Below are 20,961 nucleotides of genomic sequence, written 5' to 3' on the forward strand. Positions count from 1 at the left end.
CATCCGGAGGAATCACCATGCGTCCCACGCACTCTCCACGTCCCGATCTCGCCGTGCGCTACCGGGCGGCGGGGCATTGGCGCGACCAGACGGTCGACCACTTCCTCGAGCGGGCCGCCGCGCTGTATCCCGACACGGTCGCGGTCATCGACGGCGACCGGCGGCTGACCTTCGCCGATGTGGAACAGCAATCCCTGCGCCTGGCCGCGGCGCTCCACGACCGCGGTGTGCAGCCGGGCGACGTGGTGTCGTTCCAGCTCCCCAACTCGGCCGAGGCGGTCGTCGTCTTCCATGCGATCCATCGGGTCCGTGGTGTCGCCAACCCGATCGTGCCGATCTACCGGGAACGCGAGGTCGGGTTCATTCTCGGCCAGGCGGGCACCAAGGTCGCCTTCGTTCCCGGAACACACCGAGGATTCGATCACGTCGCGATGTATGCAACTCTCCGACAACGACTTCCGGAACTGGACCTGGTCGTCACGACCGACGGCCAGGCAACCGACGGCCAGACCGTCGGACTCGCCGATCTGATCGCGTCCGCGACGCCGGAGATGATCGAGGCGGTGCGCGCGCTGCCGCCCGCCGATCCCGACGACGTGTGCCTGCTGCTGTACACATCGGGGACCACCGCGGATCCGAAGGGCGCGTTGCACAGTCACAACACCCTCGTGTTCGAGAACATGTCGATGATCGACACGTTCGGACTCAACGAGCGCGACGTCGTGTTCAACCCGTCGCCGGTGACGCATGTGACGGGCGTGAACTGCGCCCTCACCCTGCCCTTCCTCCTCGGTGCGCCGGTGGTGCTCCAGGACGCGTGGGACCCGGAGGTCGCACTGACGAGGGTGCTCGAGGAGCGCGCCAGCTTCATGATCTTCGCGACCCCGTTCCTACGTGGCCTCTTGGACGCGGCCGTCGCGCGTGGCGTACGCACACCGTCGGTGCGCTACATCATCTGCGGGGGTGCCGACATCCCGGACTCGCTGGTGACCAGATCCACCGAGGTGCTGGGCACCGTGACGCGGATGTACGGCGCCACCGAGGGGCCGTCGGTGACGTCCGCCAATCGCTCCGACGAACCCCGCCTGCGTACCGGGACCGATGGCCGCGTGCTCGCCCCGACCGAGGTCATCGTGTCCGACGGCGCCGGGGGTATCGCTGCGACCGGCGTCGTCGGTGAGGTGCTGTGGCGCGGGCCCGACACCTTCCTCGGATACCTCGACGCATCGCTCAACGACGAGGCCTTCACCGCCGACGGGTTCTTCCGCAGCGGTGATCTCGCCTACTTCGATGCCGACGGTGGAATCCACATCGTCGGCCGGATCAAGGACATCATCAATCGGTCCGGCGAGAAGATCAGCACCCACGACGTGGAGAACGAACTGAGTGAGCATCCCGCGGTCGCCGAGATCGCGGTCGTCGCCGGGCCGGACGCCCGAACCGGGGAGCGGGGGTGCGCGTTCGTGGTCACCCGGGACGCCGTCGACCTCACCCTCGAAGAGGTTCGAGAGTTCCTCTCCGCGAGAGGAATCGCGATGCAGAAGGTCCCGGAGAGCGTGTTCGTCGTCGACTCCCTGCCGAAGACGGCCAGCGGGAAGATCCAGAAGTTCGCCCTCCGCGACTGGACCCGCGACCGCACGACCACACCGCCGCAGATGCAGGCCGTGACCATCTCCGCGGCGCACGAACGGTGAGAAATCCAGCAGGACAGCACGACCGAGCAGGACAGGAACGACGAGAATGACGACGACCGCACCGGGCGCGATCACGCTCGATGACTACGAAGAACAGGCGCGGGCCTGGCTCGACGCCGAACTGCCGGCCTGGGCTGCACAGGAGCACGACCCGACCTACGCCATCTTCCACAATCGGACGCACGACGAGGAGCGTGCGTTGATCGACGCGGCGCGAGCGTGGCAGGCCCGACGCGTCGACGCGGGCTTCGGCGCGATCACCTGGGGCCCGGAGTGGGGCGGACCGGGTCTCACCGCGGGCCACGAACGCGTTTACGTGAACCTCGAACGCGGATACCAGGCCCCCGAACGCCACGAGAACGTTTTGGTGACAGTCGAACTGGTGGCGCCGACCCTGCACGCACTCGGGACCGACGAGCAGCGGAAGCGGTTCGTCCGCCCCTTCCTGCGCGCGGACGAGCTGTGCTGCCAACTGTTCTCCGAGCCCGGGGCGGGTTCGGACCTGGCCGGCTTGTCGACGAAAGCCGTTCGGAGTGGGGACACCTGGCGGATCAACGGCCAGAAGGTGTGGAGTTCCGGCGCGCAGTTCTCCGAGTGGGGTCTGCTCATCGCCCGGTCCGACCGGTCGGCGCCGAAACACAAGGGCATGACCGCATTCATGGTCCCGATGGACACGCCCGGCGTGGAGGTGCGGCCGATCCGGCAGATGTCCGGTGGGTCGACGTTCAACGAGGTCTTCCTCTCCGACGTCGAACTACCGGACTCCCTGCGGGTCGGTGCCGAGGGCGACGGATGGAAGGTCGCGCTCACCACACTCGGTTTCGAGCGGAACTCCAGCGCCGGGATCGTCAGTGCCGGCGGTAACAGCGTCGACCTCGCCCGCCTGGCCGACCGTCTCGGACTGTCCGACGACCCGTTGGCCCGCCAGCAGCTCGGCGACGCCGCGATCTATGAACGGGCGGCGGCCCTCATGGTGGTGCGCTACGCCGAACGTGAACGGGCCGGTGCCGTCCCGGGTGTCGAGGGCTCCATCGGCAAACTCGTGTGGACGCAGAACCTGAAGCGCGTCGGCGACGCCGCGGCGTCGTTCCTCGGCGACCGGATCGTCGCCGACACCGGCGAGCCCGACACGTTCGCATGGTCGGAGCATCTGCTCGGCGCACCCGGGTACCGCATCGCGGGCGGCTCGGACGAGATCCAACGGAACATCATCGGCGAACGCGGCCTCGGACTGCCGCGCGAACCCCGCTAGGAGTACACATGCCCATCGAACTCACCGTGGAGCAGCGCGATCTGCAGGCCGCCCTCACCGATGCGTGGTCGGAACACGCTCCGGCGCAGGATGTCTGGCCGTCGATTCGGGAACTCGGACTGACCGAGATCCCGTTTCCGGAGGATCTGGGCGGGGCCGGGTACGGGGTGAAGGACGCGTCGGTCGTGATGACCGCCCACGGTCGCTGTCTCGGTTCCTCGCCGTACCTCTCGTCGGTGATCATGGCCGGCCTCACCCTGCTCCATGCCGCCGACGACGAGGGGCGACGGGCACACCTGCCGGCCATCGCGTCCGGGGAGCGGCGCGCCGCACTCGTCTGCGGCCCCGCCGTGGTCTCCTCGTCGATCGGTGCGGAGGTCACCGATGAGGGAACGCTCGTCCTGAACGGACGGCAGGACGTCGTCCTCGACGCGGCGTCGGCCGACGTGCTCGTGGTCGTCGCGCACACCGCGTCCGGTGTGGAACTCGCCGTCGTCGACGGCAGCTCTGCCGGTGTCGGCCGCCACCAGCGTGAAAGCCTGGATCTCACAAGAGAGTTCGCGACTGTCGAGTTCACCGGTGTCGAGGCGACCCGGGTGTCGGGGCCGGAACTCGAGGCGCGGCTGCGCCGGGTGCGGTCGCTGCTGATGATCGCCCTGGCTGCCGAGCAGGTGGGTATCGCCCGCCGGTGCCTCGAGATGACGTTGGACTACGCGAAGACGCGGCAGCAGTTCGGTCGCACGATCGGATCGTTCCAGGCGCTCAAGCACCGCCTCGTCGACATGCTCGTGGCCACTGAGCTCGCCGAGGCGACGGTCCTCGACGCCGCGGACGTCGACCGCTTCGACGACGCGGATCTCGCCGAGCGGGCCGCGTCGGCTCGGGTGCTGGCCTCGCGAGCCGCCATGTATGCCGCGGAGGAGGCCATCCAGATCCACGGGGGGATCGGGTTCACGTGGGAGCACCCGCTGCATCACCACTTCCGGCGGGCCAAGACCGACCAGTTGTTGTTCCAGGACGACGACGTGCACGTCGACACCGTCGCCCGCGCCATGCTCGGACGGGCCCGCGCGGCGTCGGTGTGAGCGCCGGCGGAGTGGTTCCGGATCGGCGCGTTCGACCTACTCGTCGTCGCTGACCTGCGGAGCGCTCGTCGCGCAGCCGCGAAATCCGTCGCTGGTCGAGCCGGCCCCGAGCGGAGCGAGGCGCCCCTCCCCGCGCTGGTTGAGCTGGCACACCTCCGCCGGTTGAGCCGGCAACGAGCCGCTAGGCGAGTCGCCCACCCCCGCTGGTTGAGCCGGCAACGAGCCGCTAGGCGAGTCGCCGTGTCGAAACCACCTGGCAACCCGACGAACTCAGCCATCGCCAACCCGGACGGCACCATACCGCAACGCCCAGAGCCCATTTCGTCGACAACGATGTCACTCCTGTGGAGACTCAACCGGAATTGTCGGTGGCCGGGTTTACATTGTTTTTCAACGGATCACCTGGTCGCAGCGGGTGAGTGGACAGGCGTCGGGGGGCGTGGTGAAGGCGTGGACCGATCTGCCGGGCGAGTACATCGCCGGGGTCGATCCTGCCCACGCGGCCGAGACCGACATGGTCATGTTGATGGCCGGCCTCGACGCCACCCGGCGCGGCGAGTCCTACCTCGCCTGGCACCAGTATCAGACGATCGCAGCAATGACCGACCGCCTGATCACCACCAGCGCGTCCGGGTTCGTCATGGACGGCCATGCTGACTGCGCGGCCCGCATCGCCCGCCAAGCCGGGGTGTCCCGCCGGCACGCCGAAACCCTCATCGACGAGGCCATCGCACTACGCGACCGGCTCCCCGAGGTTGCCGACACCCTGCGTGACGGGGTCCTGTCGCAGTGGCAGATCCGGCTCATCATCTCCCGCACCGAACTGATCCCCACCGACGACCCGATCACCCCCGCGTTGGATGCCGAGATCGCCGACACGGTGCGCCGCCGAAAAGGGGTGTGGGATCGGGCCCGCCTGCGCGACATGGTCGACCGCCTCGTCTTTCGCCACGACCCCGACGCGGTACGCCAACGCCGCAAAGACGCCATGGACCAACGTGGGGTATGGAGCCACGAACTGCCCGACGGCACCGCCGAACTCACCGCCGTCATGTCGGCGGAAAACGTGCGGATCTCGGCCAAAGCCGTCGCCATCCTCGCCGACACGGTCTGTAAGCGAGATGGCCGCACCCAGGGGATTCGACGATCCGATGCGATGTTCGCGCTGTTGACCCGCACCAGCTTCGACTGCCAGTGCGACGATGAACAGCCGTGCACTGCCGACATCCCGGACCCGCAAAGCGTCCTCGACGCGGTCCGCGCCGAGATCGTGATCCATGTGGTCACCGATGCCGCGACCCTGGCCGGGGCACCCGGGGTCGGGTTCCTCGACGAACACGGCATCATCAGCGACGAACACGTCCGTGACCTCGCCGCCCGCCCGGACGCCACGCTGTCCCCGGTCACCCCCGCCCGCACCCAACCCACCTACGTCGCCCCCAGCACCAATGACGATGACCAGCGGCGGACCGCCCAACGCCCGGCACCAGCCGAGGACACCCGAGCCGACAGCGAGAAGCATTCCACCGCAACCCACTTCGGCGACTCGACCGATGTCACCGCCGCGGGTGTGGCGGTGGTGTATCCGGCGACCCATCCCGGCAACGGGTATCGGCCCACCGCGTCGTGTGCTGATTTCGTGCGGGTGCGGGACGGGTATTGCACCGAACCCGGCTGTACCCGTTCGGCATTCGCGTGCGATCTCGACCATGTCACCGAGTACGACCACACCGACCCCGCCCGGGGTGGGGCGACGTCGAGTGAGAACCTCAACACCAAATGCCGCCCCAGTCACCTCTTCAAGACCCACGGGGACTGGGTTGATGTGCAGTACCGCGACGACGACGGTCGCCTGGTCACCGAATACGAAACGCCCGAAGGGGTCACTCTGCCCGGCGACGCCGAGACGCTGGAAGACACCTTCCCGAACCTTCGGCGGATCCGGTTCGAGCAAGCCGCCCAAGCCCCACCCACACCACGGGTCATCGCCTCCGACAACCCGGAGCGCACACACAGCCGACTGGACGCCAAACTGGCCCGCCGGCGACAAGAACGCGCCCGAAACAAACGAGCCCGCGAAGAACTCGACCGCATCGACCCACCGCCGTACTGACCCGAGAGCACGTGGGGCTCCAATCTGATGACGCGAGTTGTCAGACTTGGTAGCCTGTCGCCACGAGATCGCCGTTCGGTCGACCCCATCGGGACGGCGAACGGTGACCTGAGTGCGAAATGCGGTGAACTGATCAGTGTGACAACCGATTCGGGTGAAACGGACATCGGTCGGCATGGTCGGCATATCCTGCACCTGTGGCACGGCTGGTGACGACGGTGACCAGGGTGCGTCGGGCGCGCAGCGAACCGGAAGAGAGCGACGACGCGGCCCAGCCGCGGAAGGTGGGGTGGACATGGTCTCGGTGACCGGTGCGGTCGGCACGGTGGTGGAATCGGCGCAGGATGCCTTTGGGGCGTTCAAGGTCCTGCGGCGATCGGGTCTCGTGGATCCGACGAAACCCAAGGAGCTGCTGACCACGGTCAAGCGGGCCAAGATCATCGGTCCGTGTGCGGCGGCTGTGGCACACGGTGCCGACGAGTATCCCGAGGCCGGAGCCGTCGCCGACGAGCACGGCGAGCTCACCTTCGGTGAACTCAATGCGCACGCCAACGCACTCGCCAACCACCTGCTCGCGTCCGGCATCAAGCCGGGATCGGTCATCGGCGTCATCGCGCGGGACCACCGGGGTCTGCTCACCACCATGAGCGCCGCGGGCAAGGCCGGGTTCCGCCTGGCCATGATGAACACCGGCTTCGGCAAGACCCAGTTCGCCGAGGTCGCCGAACGCGAGAAGATCGTGGCGATGCTCTACGACGAGGAGTTCACCGACCTCGCCGACTCCCTCCCCGCCGACACCCTGCGCATCGTCACCTGGATCGACGGCAACCGCCCCGTCGGCGACGGCGTCCAGACCCTCGACGACATCGCAGCCACCGGCGATACGTCGACTCCGCCCGAACCAGCCGCGTGGGGTGGACTCGTCATCCTCACCAGCGGCACGACCGGACTGCCCAAGGGCGCCCAGCGATCCAAGATGTCACCGTTCGCCAGTGCGCTTCTGCTGGACCGGATCTCGTTGCCGCAGCGCAGCGCCATGGTGATCGTCTCGCCGATCTTCCACTCCACCGGTTTCGCATTGTGGGGGGTGGGGACGGCGCTGGGCAACAAGACCGTGGTGATGCGTCGGTTCGACGCGGAGAAGACCCTCGCCGCGATCGCCGAGCACAAGGCGGAGGTGCTGGTCGCCGTCCCGACCATGCTGCACCGCATGGTCGCCCTGGGTCCCGACGTCATCGGCAAGTACGACGTGTCGTCGCTGAAGATCGTCGTGCTCGCGGGTTCGGCTCTGTCGCCGACACTTTCGGAAGCCATTCAGGACACGTTCGGTGACGTGCTCTACAACCTCTACGGCTCCACCGAGGTCGCGATCGCCACGGTCGCGCAACCGAAGGAGCTGCGTCTGGCACCGGGGACGGTGGGCCGCGCACCGGTCACGAGCCGACTCGCGCTCTTCGACGACAAGGGCAACCGGATCTCCGGGACCAACGTGCGCGGCAGGCTGTTCGTGCGCAACGGCGCCCCGTTCGAGGGGTACACCGACGGCCGCAACAAGGAGATCATCGACGGTTACATGTCCACCGGCGACATGGCCCGGTTCGACGAGCACGGGCTCCTCCACATCGACGGCCGCGACGACGACATGATCGTCTCCGGCGGCGAGAACGTCTACCCGCTCGAGGTGGAGAACCTGCTCGGCGAGCATCCCGACATCGACGACGTGGCGGTCATCGGCGTCGACGACGACGAATACGGAAAACGTCTGCGCGCCTTCATCGTCGCCGCCGAACATGCGAACCCCACGCCTGAGGACATCAAGGCGCACGCCAAGAAGCACCTCGCCCGGTACAAGGTGCCCCGCGACGTCGTCTTCGTCGAAGACCTGCCTCGCAACCCCACCGGCAAGCTCGTCCGCCGGCACCTCCCGACCGGCCCGCTCTGACCCGCAGCGGTTACAGCCGCGGGTCCACGGCCTCCGACTCCATCGCGAGGACGCCGAACACGCATTGGTGAATGCGCCACGTCGGCTCTCCTGCCACTGCTCGACGCAGCGCCTCGAGCCCTAGGGCGTACTCGCGCAGCGCCATCGACCGTTTCAATCGGAGGTTGCGGTTCTTGAGCCGGGCGAGGGTCGCCGCTTCGGTGTAGTCGGGGCCGTAGATGATTCGCAGATACTCACGACCGCGGACTTTGAGCCCCGGCTGGACGAGGCCCTTCGGTCCGCGGACGAGATTGTCGAGCGGCTTGACGACCATTCCCTCGCCGCCGCTCGCGGTGAGGTCCTCCCACCAGCTGACGCCTGCTGCGCGCGACGATGCATCGGCTGTCTCCACGACGAGGCGTCGGGTGGGCCGGAACAACTCCGGGTCGGAGGCGACCAGGCGATCCGCAATGCCGAGGTGCCACTCGTGATCGCGGGTCTCATACGTCGCGGCATCCGTGGCGAGAAGTTGGAAGGGCGCCACCTGGATTCCCAACGGAGTGTCGATCGGTTGCACGTGGTGACGATAGGAGTCGACGAAGCGGTCGGCGTTGGCGGCGCGCGACCGCACCCTGGTGAGCAGATCATCGACATCGATTCCGCGCGCGGCTGCGACCGCCAGTACGTCGACCGCCGCCGGCAGTGCGTGCGTCGCCGCGGCGCCGACCCGGGCGTACTGGCTGCGAATCATGGCCTCCGCCTTCGCAGTCCACGGCAGCAGTTCAGCGTCGACGAGTATCCAGGTCGCGTCGAGGTCCGTCCACACACCGGCGCGGGTCACGGCATCGGCGATCCGCGACAGCAGTTCCGTCTGCCGTTCGTCGGAGAAGAAGGCGCGTCCGGTCCGCGAATGGATGCAGCCGGACCCGTCGCGCGCCACCCGGACGATCCCACGGGACCCCATGTGCTTCTCTTCGCAGACCACCCGGCCGATCGAGTGCTTCGCGTAGAATCCGAACGCCTCATCCGGGTGCTCCAGCAGTCCATCGCGCGACGAGCTGTCCACCGGCGACATCGTCGGCGGCAAGTAGAGCAGCTCGGCCGGCGGAATCGCGAATCTGCTCATCACCTCCAAGGCGCCGGCGGCGGTCTCGTCTCGCAAGGACACCCGACCCATGTGATGGGTGTCGACCACGCGCTGACCGAGGACGTCGGTCAGGGTCAGCACCTCGGGGCGGCGCGGCGGCGGGACCAGCGGACGGACGGGTTCGTAATACGTCGCTCGTGCCTGTTCGGACACCACCTCGCGCTCGGGGTAGCGCAGTGCCGTGAGGCTGCCGCCGAAGACACATCCCGTGTCCAGGCACATGGTGTTGTTGACCCACTCGGTCTCGGGCACCGGAGTATGTCCATACAACACTGTTGCCGCGCCTCGATATTCAGTCGCCCACGGGTAACGGATCGGCAGACCGAACTCGTCGGTCTCGCCGCTCGTGTCGCCGTATAGTGCGAACGCCCGCACCCGCCCGGACGCCCGGCCGTGATACTTCTCGGCCAATCCCGCGTGCGCGACCACCAGCCTGCCGTCGTCGAGTACGTAGTGCGCGACGAGACCATCGCAGAATCGCCGCACCTCGGCGACGAACTCAGTGTCCTCTGCGGCCAGCTGATCCAGTGTCTCCTGCAGGCCGTGTGTGGGCTTGACGTCTTTACGGCCAAGAGCACGCACGAGTTTCGCCTCGTGATTGCCCGACACACACAGCGCATTGCCGGCAGCCACCATGCCCATCACCAGGCGCAGCACGCCCGCGGAGTCCGGACCGCGGTCGACGAGATCGCCGACGAAGACTGCTCGGCGGCCATCCCGGTGCGCGGCGTCCACGCAGCGTCCCTCGTCGTCGCGGACGACCGCATATCCCAATCGCTCGAGCAACGCCACGAGCTCGTCGCGGCAACCATGTACGTCGCCGATCACATCGAACGGGCCGCGCTCGTCTCGGCGGTCGTTGAACAGACGCGTCCGCACGATCGACGCCGATGAAACGGCTTCGACAGAATCCAGGACGTGGATCGTGCGGAACCCTTCCCGTTTGAGGCTGCGTAGCGACCTTCGTAGCTGGTCATGCTGACGCTTCACGACGTGCGCGCCGAAGTCCCGATCCGGCCGAGCGGCGTTGCGCTCCAGCGCCAGTGCGACCGGAACGTCGAGGACGATCGCCACCGGGAGGACATCGTGCTCCTTGGCCAGCGCCAACAACGACTTACGCGCGGACGCCTGCACATTGGTGGCATCGACGACGGTGAGCCGGCCGCGGTCGAGTCGCTTGCCGACGATGTACTCGAGCACATCGAACGCATCCGACGTCGCGCCCTGTTCATTGGGGTCATCCGAGACCATCGCTCGGCAGTCGTCACTGGACACGACTTCCGTCGGAAGAAAGTGGCCGGCCGCGAAGGTCGACTTGCCGGAACCCGTCGTACCGATCAGGACGACCAGGGACAGTTCCGGAATACTGAGCTCGGTCATGCGTTTGCCCGTCCCGTCGACAGTTGTGCAAACACAGCCATCTGCGTCGGCGGCCCGATCGCGTCGTCGTGCTCGCCCACCGGTCTGAAATCGACGACATAGCCGTAGGATTCACACACCGCACCGGCCCAGGTCTCGAATTCCCGGCGCGTCCACTCGAAACGGTGGTCCGGGTGTCGAAAGCCGCCGTCGACCAGAGCCGGGTACCGCACGTTGTACTCGCTGTTGGGTGTCGTGACGACGATGCGGCGGGGCCGCATCGTCCCGAAGACGTTGTCGACGACCGCCGGGAGCCGTGCTGGATCGATGTGTTCGATGACCTCCATGAGAATTGCCAGATCGAGGCCTTCGAGGCGATCGTCCTCATACTGCAGCGACGACAGCAACAATGTGAGGCGCTCGGATTGACGCTCGGTCATCCGGTCGACATGCAGCCGATTGGCCGCCTTCGACAGGGACGAGTCGGACACATCTGTGCCGATCACCCGTGTCACGCCGCGCAATTCGAGCAACGCACCGAGCAGAGCTCCCGACCCACATCCGAGGTCGACGATCGTCGCCGGTCGGTACTCGCGCACGACGTCCAGAACCGCGTCGTGCCTTGTCCGCACCAGCGGGCGCGAGACATCGGGATCGTCGTCTTCCGCGGCGTCCTCGACCGGCCGGTCGTCCAGTTCGACCAACCGTTGTGTGGCAGCATCTTTCAGCCCGCGCTGGTGGGCCAGGTAGCGATGGGTGATCAGCTCCCGCTCCGGATGGCCGGCCAACCATCCCGATCCGGCGCGGACGAGCTTGTCCACCTCGTCGTCACCGACCCAATAATGTTTGGCATCGTCGAGTACCGGCAGCAAGACGTAGAGGTGATTGAGTGCCGCGGCCAGACGAAGCGATCCGACGAGGGCCAGGGACACGAGCGGCGCATCACCCCAATCGGGTCGCGTGGCATCCAGCTCGATGGCCTCGGCGGTGACAGTCCAACCCATGGGTTCGAAAAGGCGGCACAACAGGGAGGGATCGCCCGGGACCACCGGTAGGGTGATCGTCAGATCCAACTTCGAGTCCGCAAGCTCTTGGCGACTCGCGCAGCGCCCATGGAGCGCAGACCGGAAGACCTTTCCCATCGCCACTGCCAGCAACGACGAGGCGACGTAGGGCCGATCGTTCACGTACTGGCCCAACGCGAACCCGTCGCGCGTCCCGGATCGTCCTCGCACCAACGCAACCGGGTCGACCTCCACCAGGAGCGCGGCTGTGCAGCGAACATCGGTGACCTCGGGGTAGAAGACGTGCGCCGTTCCGCCGTACACGTCGAAGGGCTGCACCTTCTCCGGATGCTTGTGCAGCAGAAAGCCCAGATCGCTCGGGGTCTCGAGCGTGGATGAACGTTCGGCCGAGATGGCCAACAGCATCAGGACAGTCTGACCTACTGCGCATTGCCGGGAAACAGATTTCTGGGCGGCGGCCCTTCGAGGCTCGTCGCTTGCGCTCCTCGCACCTCAGGGAGCAATGGAGCGTCGCCTCTTGCGGGTTTGAGGAGCCGAGGATCGCTGCACTAAACCACCGCAGGGTCGTGTCAGGCGGAGGCGTCGCTGAGCGCGCGTACGACGAGATGCAGTGCGGCAGTGGTGGTCAGCGACCGGACACGCTCGCGGTCACCGGGGAACTTGCGCGTGACGGTGACCGTGGGCCGGTCGCGTAGAGCCACACCGAAGCACACGGTGCCGACCGGTTTCGTCTCGGTGCCGCCACCGGGGCCGGCCACTCCGGTGGTCGACACCGCGACATCGGTACCGAACCGTGCGAGCGCACCCTCGGCCATCGCGGCGGCGACCTCCTCGCTGACGGCTCCGTGCGTGGCGATGAGCTCGGCCGGGACGTCGAGCAGATCCGACTTGGCGTCGTTGGAGTACGACACGACGCCACCCATCACATAGGCCGACGAGCCGGGCCGGTCGGTGAGCCGCGCCGCGACGAGTCCGCCGGTGCACGACTCGGCGGTCGCGATCAGTCGCCCGTCCAAGGCGGCGACCAGGAGATCGTCGATCGTGGAACCGTCGGTCGAGAAGATCTGCCGCCCATGATGTTCGACGAGGAGGTCGAGGAGGGAGTCGTAGACCGACGCATCAGCTGCGGCGAATCGGGTGACCATGTCGAGTTCGCCTCGCCGCAGGCAGGTGGTGATCTCGAGTTGCCCGAAGGCGGGGATCGCGGTCTCCGCCGATCGCAGCGTCTCGGCGAGTTCCGCTTCGAGGAGACCGTAGGCGCGGATGGTCGCCTGACGCAGGTCGTCGGCGCGTGACAGGACGTCGGCGACGGCAGCCGTGGCGATCGCGGTCGGCCACATCGCCTGGAGCTCCGAGGGCGGGCCGGGCAGGACGACGATCGTCGGCACGCCGGCGGCCGCGGGGATGACGACACCCGGCGCGGTGCCGGTCGGTGGTACCGGAACCGCCCCCACCGGTACCAGGGCCTGCTTGCGGATACCGGCCCTCGTCGGTCCGGAATAGACGTCGAATCCGATCCCGCGCCAGCGCTGGATGATCGCGGCGATGTGCTCCTCGAGTCCGGGATCGAGGAGCAGTTCGCGGCCGCAGAACTCGGCGACGGTGGCGACGGTGAGGTCGTCGGCGGTGGGGCCGAGCCCGCCGCTGGTGACGATCAGATCCACCTGCTGCTCGGCGAGGAAGCGCAGTTGCGCGGTGAGGTCGGCGGGCCGGTCGCCACAGATCGTGATGTGGGCGACGTCCACCCCGAGTTCGAGGAGTTCCTCGGACAGCCAGGGCCCGTTCTGGTCAGTGATCCGGCCGGTGAGGACTTCGGTTCCGGTGACCACGATGCCTGCGCGCACACTCACGCCATCGAGCCTAGTAGGCCACCGACGCAGAACGCGCCCCCGTCAGAGGGCGCGTTCCACGGTTCGGTGCGAACTGCGCGGAGAATGTCAGGCCTTCTCGGCCTTGGCCTTCTCCTGGGCGGACGACCGGGCGGGGTTGGCCTGGTCATCGGCCTTCGGATCGGATTCGTCCTGCTTCTCGGTCACACCGGACTTGATCCGCGCACCGATGTCGGGGTCGACGCGATGCCAGTATTCGAACGCCCGCTGGAGGATCGGTTCGGAGACACCGTTGAGGAGGTGCCCGACGACGTTGTCCACGAAGCGTTCACGCTGCTCGTCGTCGAAGACCTCCCGGACCATCGTCCCCGCTTGACCCCAGTCGTCGTCCTCGGGATGGTCGACATATGCGCTGCGCAGGATCTCCCCGTTCGCCGCCCACTGCGGTTCGCCCTGGCCGGGATACAGCGCCGACGGGCCGCCCTTGGAGTTGGGTGCGTAGACCGGGTCGGGGACGTTGTGGATGCGCATCGCCCCGTCCTTCGAGTACGAATGCACTTCGTTCTTCGGCGCGTTCACCGGGATCTGCCTGTAGTTGCCGCCGATCCGGTGGCGATGGGCGTCGGCATAGGAGAACACGCGCGCGAGCAGCATGCGGTCGGGGCTGAATCCGATACCCGGCACGACGTTGTTCGGCTCGAACGCGGCCTGCTCGATCTGCGTGTGGTGATCGACCGGATTGGTGTGCAGGGTCATCGTGCCGACCTCGATCAGCGGATAGTCGCTGTGCGGCCACACCTTGGTGAGATCGAACGGGTTGAAGCGGTAGCTGACCGCATCGTCGAACGGCATCAGCTGCACCTTGAGCGTCCAGCTGGGATGGTTGCCCGCCGCGATGTTCTCGAACAGGTCGCGGGTGTGGAAATCGGTGTCCGCAGAAGCCATCTGGTCGGCCTCGTGCTGGGTGAGGTTCTCGACGCCCTGGTCGGTCTTGAAATGGTACTTGACCCAGTGCTTGACACCTTCGGCATTGACCCACAGGTAGGTGTGCGAGCTGTATCCGTTCATGTGGCGCCAGGTTTTCGGGATTCCGCGGTCGCCCATCAGCCAGGTGACCTGGTGCGCCGACTCCGGCGAGAGCGTCCAGAAGTCCCACTGCATGTCGTGGTCGCGAAGGTTGTTGTCCTGGCGGCGTTTCTGCGAACGGATGAAGTGCTGGAACTTCATCGGGTCCTTGACGAAGAAGACCGGCGTGTTGTTGCCGACCATGTCGTAGATGCCTTCGTCGGTGTAGAACTTCAGTGCGAAACCACGCGGGTCACGCCAGGTGTCGGGGCTGCCGCGCTCGCCGGCAACGGTCGAGAACCGGGCCACCATCTCGGTTTTCACGCCGGGTTGGAACAGTGCGGCACAGGTGTAGGCCGAGACGTCTTGCGTCGTCTCGAAAGTGCCGAAAGCGCCGCTGCCCTTGGCATGCGGCTGGCGCTCGGGGATGCGCTCGCGATTGAACTGGGCCATCTGCTCGATCAGGTAGTGATCGTGCAGGACGATTGGGCCGCCGGCGCCAACCGTCAGGGAGTGTTCGTCACTCCCCGCGGGTGCTCCCGAATCCCGGGTGGTGAACAGAGAATCGTCGGACATATCGCCTCCGAGAGGTCGTCGTATCCGTGCATGACAAGCGGACCCGAGGGCTGCAGGTCCGTTCCGCCGATCCTACGCCGACGGCGTCGGTGGGACGCCGATCCCGAATTCCCGCAACACCGCCTCGGTGTGCTGTCCGAGAGCCGGTACCGGACCCATCGCGAGCTCGACGTCGTCGAAGGTCAGCGGCGGAAGCAGCGCCCGTACCGGGCCGACCTCGGTGTCCACCTCGCGCCAGCGGTCGCGCTCACTCAGCTGCGGATGCGCGACGACGCCTTCGAGGTCGCGGATCTCGGCCGCGGGAATGCCCGCGTCGGCGAGGCGACGGTCGAGCTCGTCGGTGGTGAAGCGTTTGGTCTCGGCGCCGATCGCGGCGTCGACCTCGGCTCGCCGGGCGACCCGCTCGATGTTGGTGCGATAGCGGGGGTCGTCGGCCAGATCCGGGCGCTCGAGGGCCACGCGGGTGAGCGTGTCCCAGCCGCGGTCGTTCTGGACGCCGATGAGGATGTCGCCGTCGGCGGTCGGGTACTTGTCGTAGGGCACGATCGCCGCATGGCCGAGCCCGGCACGGGCGATCTGCCGGCCACCGTACAGGCGCATGTACATCGGGTGGCCCATCCATTCGACCGTGGCGTCGAACATGGCCACCGAGACGCGCGCGCCGACTCCGGTGGTGGCGCGTCGGAACAGCGCCGACAGTACGGAGGTCAGTGCGTACATACCGGCTGCGATGTCGGAGGTCGGGATACCCGTCTTGGACATCTCGTCGGGCGTCCCGGTCACCGAGATCAGCCCGGCCTCGGCCTGCACCAGCATGTCGTAGGCCTTGCGGTCGCGATACGGTCCGGCGTCGCCGTATCCGGACATGTCGACGACGACGAGCTCGGGATGGTCGGCGCGCAGATCGTCGGCGGCGAGGCCGAGCCGGGCGGCCGCCCCGGGAGCGAGGTTCTGGATGAAGACGTCCGCGCCGGCGATCAGGGTTCGGATCGCGTGGCGTCCGTCCTCGCTCTTGAGGTCGAGCGCGACCGACTCCTTGCCGCGGTTGAGCCACACGAAGTGCGAGGCGGCGCCGCCGCGCACCGCCGCGTCGTACTGCCTAGCGAAGTCCCCGTCACCGACCCGTTCCACCTTGATGACCCGGGCGCCGAGATCGGCGAGGTGTCGGGTGGCCAGCGGTGCGGCGACGGCCTGTTCGAGCGCCACCACGGTGATGCCCTCGAGGGGCAGAAGTCCTTCGTCCGGAGTCACCGGCCAAGGATCGCCGACGGTGCCACGCCCGGTCAACGAGACCCCTCGCCGGCCTCGGGATCGTTGGTGGCCTCGGTGAGGCGATGCAGCAGATACGTGAGCGTCCGGATGTCGTCGGGGTCCCATTGGGCCAGCCGAGCACGCCAATCGGTGACCGCCGAGGCGAGCACGGCGTCGACACGTTCGCGACCGTGATCGGTGAGGGTGACCACGCGGGCGCGGGCATCGCGCGGGTCCGGGTGCCGCTCGGCGAGCCCGAGCCGCACGATCGCGTCGATCTGCCGCGTCACCGTCGACTTCTCCATGCCGACGGCGGTGACCAGATCCGACATCGGCATCGAATGGTGCCGGGCCAGCACGGTGATGAGCGGGTAGCACGACGGGTCCAGCCGCGGGTCGATGGCGCGGGCGCGCAACCGGGTGCGCACCCGGCCCCGTCGCCAGAAATCGGTGAGTTCGGCCTCGAGGCCGCTGATCGGATCCGGGCCGGTGGGGTCGTCGGCCGACGCGGTCATCTCCGAACCCATGCCGGTCAGGTTACCCAGCCGGGGTGGGGGAGGCGACGTCGGACGACTCCCGCACGTGGTGCACGATCGACAGGTGACCTCTGCACCGCGCACCAAGCCGAATGCCTGGGAGTACGTGAAGTACGCCTACTGGGCGCGTCTGCCGAAATCGATGCTCGGCTGGGTGACCAACGACCTGGCCGGCCCGGGTGCGTCGGTACGCATGGTGGTCCGCTGGGCGGTGCCGTGCATCATCGTGCTGACCCCGATGCTCTTCGTCCCGGCCGACTGGGGCGTCCGGATCACGATGACCATGCCGATCCTGCTGGCCTACCTCTTCTTCTCGATCGCGTTGAACCGGGTCTACCGCCGTCACCGGCTCGTCCAGCACGGACTCGATCCCGACCTGGTGAACAAGCTCGAACGAGAGAAGAACTCGGACCTCTACGACGAGTACCACCGCAAGTACCGCGGTGAACGACGCCGCCCGTCGAACTAGGCCGAGACGGCGCCGGCGTTCAGTACAGGTAGTCCTCGCCGCTGGCCCGGACCGTCACGTCGGACAGACTGATGCCCCACGGCTGGTCGATGACATGCACGACCGCCCGGGCGAGATCCTCCGGGGTGATCAGCCAGTACTTCACCGAGTCGACGTCGACGAGCTCGTCGGGCAGCGTGCCCTGCATCAGCTCCGTGATGTGCTCGCGGTACGACGCCGCACGTTGCCCGACGATCCCGCGGATCGCGCGGTCGTTGACGATCCAGCTCGCCAGGTTGGTGCCGGCCACGCCGGTCGGTTTGACCGTCGTCACCTTGATCTTGCCCTTGGCCTCGATGCGTAAGGAGTCCGACAGCATCGTCACGGCGGCCTTGGTCGCGCTGTAGACACCCGAGCCCTCGAAGCCGCCGTTGCCGTAGATCGACGCGATGTTGACCACCTGACCCCGGCCCTGCGCGACCATCTGGTCGTACACCGCCGAGATGCCGTTCACGACGCCCTTGATGTTGATGTCGATGGCCCGGTGCCACTTCTCCCAGGCCCGCTCGTGGTCGGCGAAGAACGCCAGCGGCATCACCCCGGCGTTGTTGACGATCACGTCGATCGCACCGAACCGGTCGACGGCCGCCGCCGCGGCGCCCTTCATCTGGTTCATGTCGGTGACGTCGGCGACGTGTGCGACAGCCGACCCGCCGGTGGCGGTGATGCCGTCGGCGACCGCGGTGAGCCCGTCGGCGTCGATGTCCACACCGACGATGTGAGCGCCCTGTGCCGCGCACATCTCCGCGATCACCTTGCCGAAACCGCCTCCGGCGCCGGTGATGATGATGGTCTTGCCCTGCAGATGATCAGACATGCAACTCCCCGCCCGCGACAAAAGGTCGCGTCATCCTAGCGTTCCGTTGCCGCCTGCTCGGCGAACTCCCCGTCCTCTCTGCGCTCTTCGGCACTCGGCCACGATCCCGACCAGGTCCACGCGAGCGCGGCGCGCCGCACTCACGCCCGCGCATCGGCCGTACACCGATGGCGGCCCTACCCACGCCCGCGACGATTCAGTCACATGACTGAAGGGCTTGTCAAGGGTTGCGTCGGCGATGTCCCCGATCACCACTGGTCACCGAAGTGGCCCTTGACACACAGGTCGTCCATGACAAATCCTGTGTCGCGACGGCCACGCCCCGGTCCGTCCCACGCGGCGTCCTCGACCCGCGACCACGGTCTCCACCGTCTCTCGAGCTGCCGAATCACCAAGCACCCGGCGCCATCTCGCGCCGAACGACAGGAGAACCATGACCGGGGTATCACCGACCAGACGTACCTTCCTGCGAGCGGCGGCGATGACCGCGGCGGGTTCGGCGGCCGCGGCCGTCACCGGAGCCGGACCGGCGTCAGGAGATCCATCGCGACGGATCCGGCGGACACGCGAAGAGCATCGGGTGGTGATCGTCGGCTCGGGATTCGGCGGTGGCGTCGCGGCGCTCCGGCTCGCGCAGGCCGGCGTGCCGGTCCTGTTGCTCGAGCGGGGCCGGCGGTGGCCGACGGGTCCGAACTCGGAGACCTTCCCGCGTGCGTCGAGTCCGGACAAGCGGATCCTGTGGCACGAGTCGACCCCGAACCTCTTCGGCAAGCCGCTGAGCGTCGAACCCTATGTGGGACTGTTCGAGTCGGTCGCGGGCGTCAACATGACCGCACTCTGCCCGGCCGGCCTCGGCGGTGGTTCCCTCGTCTACCAGGGCATGACACTGCAACCGAGCGAGGCGGTGTTCAACGAGCACTTCCCGAACGCACTCGACTGGCAACTGATGAACCGTGTGCACTACCCGCGGGTCGCGCGGATGCTGAAGGTCGCGGTGGCGCCCGACTCGGTGGTGCGTTCCCCGCAATACCTGGCACCGCGACAGTTCGCGAAACGAGTTCGGGCCGAGGGCCTTCCGCTGCAGAAGATCCCGATGCCGATCGACTGGGGGTATGCCGCGGCCGAGCTGCGTGGCGAGACGAAGCCCGCCTACACCAACGGCGACGGCGCCATCGGCGTGAACAACGGTGGCAAGCACAGTGTCGACGTCACCTATATCCGCGAGGCCGAGGCGACCGGGCGGGTTCAGGTCCGAACCCTGCACACCGTGCGGCAGGTCGCCCGCCGACCCGACGGCCGATGGTCCCTCGAGGTCGAACGCACCGACGAGTCCGGGAAAGTGTTGGAGCACAACGAACTGATCGCAGGGACACTCATCCTGTCGGCGGGCAGCGTGAACACGACCAAGCTGTTGGTGAAGGCGCGCGCGACCGGAACCGTGCCGGGCCTGCCCGACGGGGTGGGGCACGGATGGGGCACCAACGCCGACCGGATCTACACCTGGACCAGCCCCAGTATCGACTTCGGGACGGTACAGGGCGGACCGGTGGTCTTCGGCAGCCCCAACTGGAGCGATCCGAAGTGCGCGTTCACCGTCATCCAGGCATCGCTGCCGCCACTACCCGTGTACGCCGGCACCACGATGATGGTCGGCTTCGGGGTGAGCTCGGGACGTGGCGTCATCTCCTACGACTCGGCGATCGGAGATTCGGTGATCCGCTGGCCACACGAGGGCGATTCGGAGATCCAGACCAAGCACATCGACCGGACCGTGCGCCGGATCGCCGGACCCGACGCCGTCCTGACGGACACCAATGCGGTGTTCCCCTCGACCTGGCACGCGCTCGGCGGGGCCAACATGGGTGCGGTGTGCGACCTCGAGGGACGCGTTCACGGCCAGCGCGGGCTCTACGTCATCGACGGCGCACTCATGCCGGGCAATACGGCGGCCTGCAATCCGTCGATGACCATCGCAGCGGTCGCCGAGCGCGCTCTCGACCGGATCGTCGCCCGGGATGTCGGCACGGTCATCTGATCACCGGGAGGCGGCCGGCGCGAGCCACATCCCGGTCAGCGCATCGACGACCAGGTCGCGCTCGTGCTCCCATGGGGCTGTTCGAGTCCCGCCGTCCTCGGCGGCCCGTTCGATGTCGGCGAGCGCGTTGACGATCATGTGGCGCGTCAGGTTGTTGCGCACTTCGAGCACGTCGTCGGGAAAGGTCGGCAAGGTGGCGTAGAACCGGTCGAGGATCGTCATGAGGACCTCCGATCGCGCGGTCTCCTCGTAGAGCAGGGCGGTCGCGGACGGATCGCTCGACACCTGGGCGAAGAACCGGGCGAAGTAGCTCGGCGCACCGATCTGTGCGAGGTACTCGACCTCGGGTCCGACGAGGCAGCGGAGCCAGTCGCGGACCCCGGGGTCGGGTCCGACCTCCGACAGACATCTCTGGCGAAGCCGCTCGATCGGGACGTTGTGCGACGTCAGGGTGGCGCGGAGGAGATCGTCCTTGGAACCGAAGTGATGGCCGACGGCATAGTTGTTGCCCTGACCGGCCGCCTTGCTGATCTGGCGACTGGACACGGCCGCGACCCCGTTCAGGGCGATCAGTTTCTCGGCCGCCTCGATGAGCAGCGCACGGGTGCGGGCAGACTGCTCCGTCTTCCCTTCGCTCATGGATCGATGATGCCCTACCGTCGCCGATCGACACGCCGCGATGGTGGCCGTGTCCGACTCGCCGAAACACCGCAAAGCGGTCAGTGCCGTACGGAGGTGCGTCGGCGCG

General features: G+C 67.5%; 15 protein-coding genes. 7 read left to right on the top strand and 8 right to left on the bottom strand.

Annotated features, from left to right (window positions below; genetic code table 11):
• The first annotated feature begins 17 nt into the window (after positions 1-17).
• The 5 genes from Q9R39_RS20315 to Q9R39_RS20335 all read left to right on the top strand — a co-directional run bounded on the left by Q9R39_RS20315 (position 18) and on the right by Q9R39_RS20335 (position 8,086).
• Entirely contained in the window at positions 18-1,694 is a 1,677-nt protein-coding gene (locus Q9R39_RS20315) for an AMP-binding protein (RefSeq protein ID WP_058252809.1), read from the top strand.
• A 46-nt stretch (positions 1,695-1,740) separates the two neighbouring features.
• Complete coding sequence (locus Q9R39_RS20320; RefSeq protein ID WP_311278052.1) at positions 1,741-2,946, top strand: acyl-CoA dehydrogenase family protein; 1,206 nt, start codon at positions 1,741-1,743, stop codon at positions 2,944-2,946.
• Positions 2,947-2,954: 8 nt separating this feature from the next.
• Entirely contained in the window at positions 2,955-4,031 is a 1,077-nt protein-coding gene (locus Q9R39_RS20325; protein ID WP_311278053.1) for an acyl-CoA dehydrogenase family protein, read from the top strand.
• 415 nt (positions 4,032-4,446) lie between these two features.
• Positions 4,447-6,144: a DUF222 domain-containing protein gene (locus tag Q9R39_RS20330; RefSeq protein WP_311278054.1), complete on the top strand. Its 1,698-nt coding sequence runs from the start codon at positions 4,447-4,449 to the stop codon at positions 6,142-6,144.
• 295 nt (positions 6,145-6,439) lie between these two features.
• Positions 6,440-8,086 (top strand): acyl-CoA synthetase, encoded by a 1,647-nt coding sequence (locus Q9R39_RS20335; RefSeq protein ID WP_058252868.1) that lies wholly within the window; start codon positions 6,440-6,442, stop codon positions 8,084-8,086.
• Between the two features lie 10 nt (positions 8,087-8,096).
• Here the strand turns inward: Q9R39_RS20335 and Q9R39_RS20340 are convergent, their stop codons facing one another.
• From Q9R39_RS20340 to Q9R39_RS20365, 6 genes are all read right to left on the bottom strand, one after another.
• Complete coding sequence (locus Q9R39_RS20340; protein WP_058252805.1) at positions 8,097-10,592, bottom strand: polynucleotide kinase-phosphatase; 2,496 nt, start codon at positions 10,590-10,592, stop codon at positions 8,097-8,099.
• On the bottom strand, positions 10,589-12,001 hold the full coding sequence (locus Q9R39_RS20345; protein ID WP_058252804.1) for a 3' terminal RNA ribose 2'-O-methyltransferase Hen1: 1,413 nt from the start codon (positions 11,999-12,001) through the stop codon (positions 10,589-10,591). The genes Q9R39_RS20340 and Q9R39_RS20345 overlap by 4 nt, the downstream gene beginning before the upstream one ends.
• A gap of 164 nt (positions 12,002-12,165) precedes the next feature.
• Positions 12,166-13,446: a competence/damage-inducible protein A gene (locus Q9R39_RS20350; protein WP_311278055.1), complete on the bottom strand. Its 1,281-nt coding sequence runs from the start codon at positions 13,444-13,446 to the stop codon at positions 12,166-12,168.
• 87 nt (positions 13,447-13,533) lie between these two features.
• Complete coding sequence (locus Q9R39_RS20355) at positions 13,534-15,066, bottom strand: catalase (RefSeq protein WP_311278056.1); 1,533 nt, start codon at positions 15,064-15,066, stop codon at positions 13,534-13,536.
• Positions 15,067-15,138: 72 nt separating this feature from the next.
• Positions 15,139-16,317, bottom strand: coding sequence for a CaiB/BaiF CoA-transferase family protein (locus tag Q9R39_RS20360; RefSeq protein WP_068970413.1), 1,179 nt, complete (start codon positions 16,315-16,317; stop codon positions 15,139-15,141).
• Positions 16,318-16,349: 32 nt separating this feature from the next.
• Positions 16,350-16,844 (bottom strand): MarR family winged helix-turn-helix transcriptional regulator, encoded by a 495-nt coding sequence (locus Q9R39_RS20365; RefSeq protein WP_065629451.1) that lies wholly within the window; start codon positions 16,842-16,844, stop codon positions 16,350-16,352.
• Positions 16,845-16,899: 55 nt separating this feature from the next.
• On the opposite strand from Q9R39_RS20365, the gene Q9R39_RS20370 reads away from it, so the two are divergent.
• A complete protein-coding gene (locus Q9R39_RS20370; protein ID WP_058252867.1) occupies positions 16,900-17,322 on the top strand; it encodes a DUF5313 domain-containing protein in 423 nt (140 codons plus the stop codon).
• Positions 17,323-17,341: 19 nt separating this feature from the next.
• On the opposite strand, the gene Q9R39_RS20375 is transcribed toward Q9R39_RS20370, so the two are convergent.
• Positions 17,342-18,178, bottom strand: a complete 837-nt coding sequence (locus Q9R39_RS20375; protein WP_068970414.1) for an SDR family oxidoreductase — start codon at positions 18,176-18,178, stop codon at positions 17,342-17,344.
• A gap of 433 nt (positions 18,179-18,611) precedes the next feature.
• Here Q9R39_RS20375 and Q9R39_RS20380 point away from each other — a divergent pair, with 433 nt between their 5' ends.
• The gene (locus tag Q9R39_RS20380; protein WP_068970415.1) at positions 18,612-20,213 is read left to right on the top strand and encodes a GMC oxidoreductase; all 1,602 of its coding nucleotides are present in this window, start codon (positions 18,612-18,614) and stop codon (positions 20,211-20,213) included.
• On the opposite strand, the gene Q9R39_RS20385 is transcribed toward Q9R39_RS20380, so the two are convergent.
• A complete protein-coding gene (locus tag Q9R39_RS20385) occupies positions 20,214-20,852 on the bottom strand; it encodes a TetR/AcrR family transcriptional regulator (RefSeq protein WP_068970416.1) in 639 nt (212 codons plus the stop codon).
• Positions 20,853-20,961 lie beyond the last annotated feature (109 nt).

The organism is Gordonia sp. AC31, from assembly GCF_031844505.1.
GTDB lineage: Bacteria > Actinomycetota > Actinomycetes > Mycobacteriales > Mycobacteriaceae > Gordonia > Gordonia hongkongensis.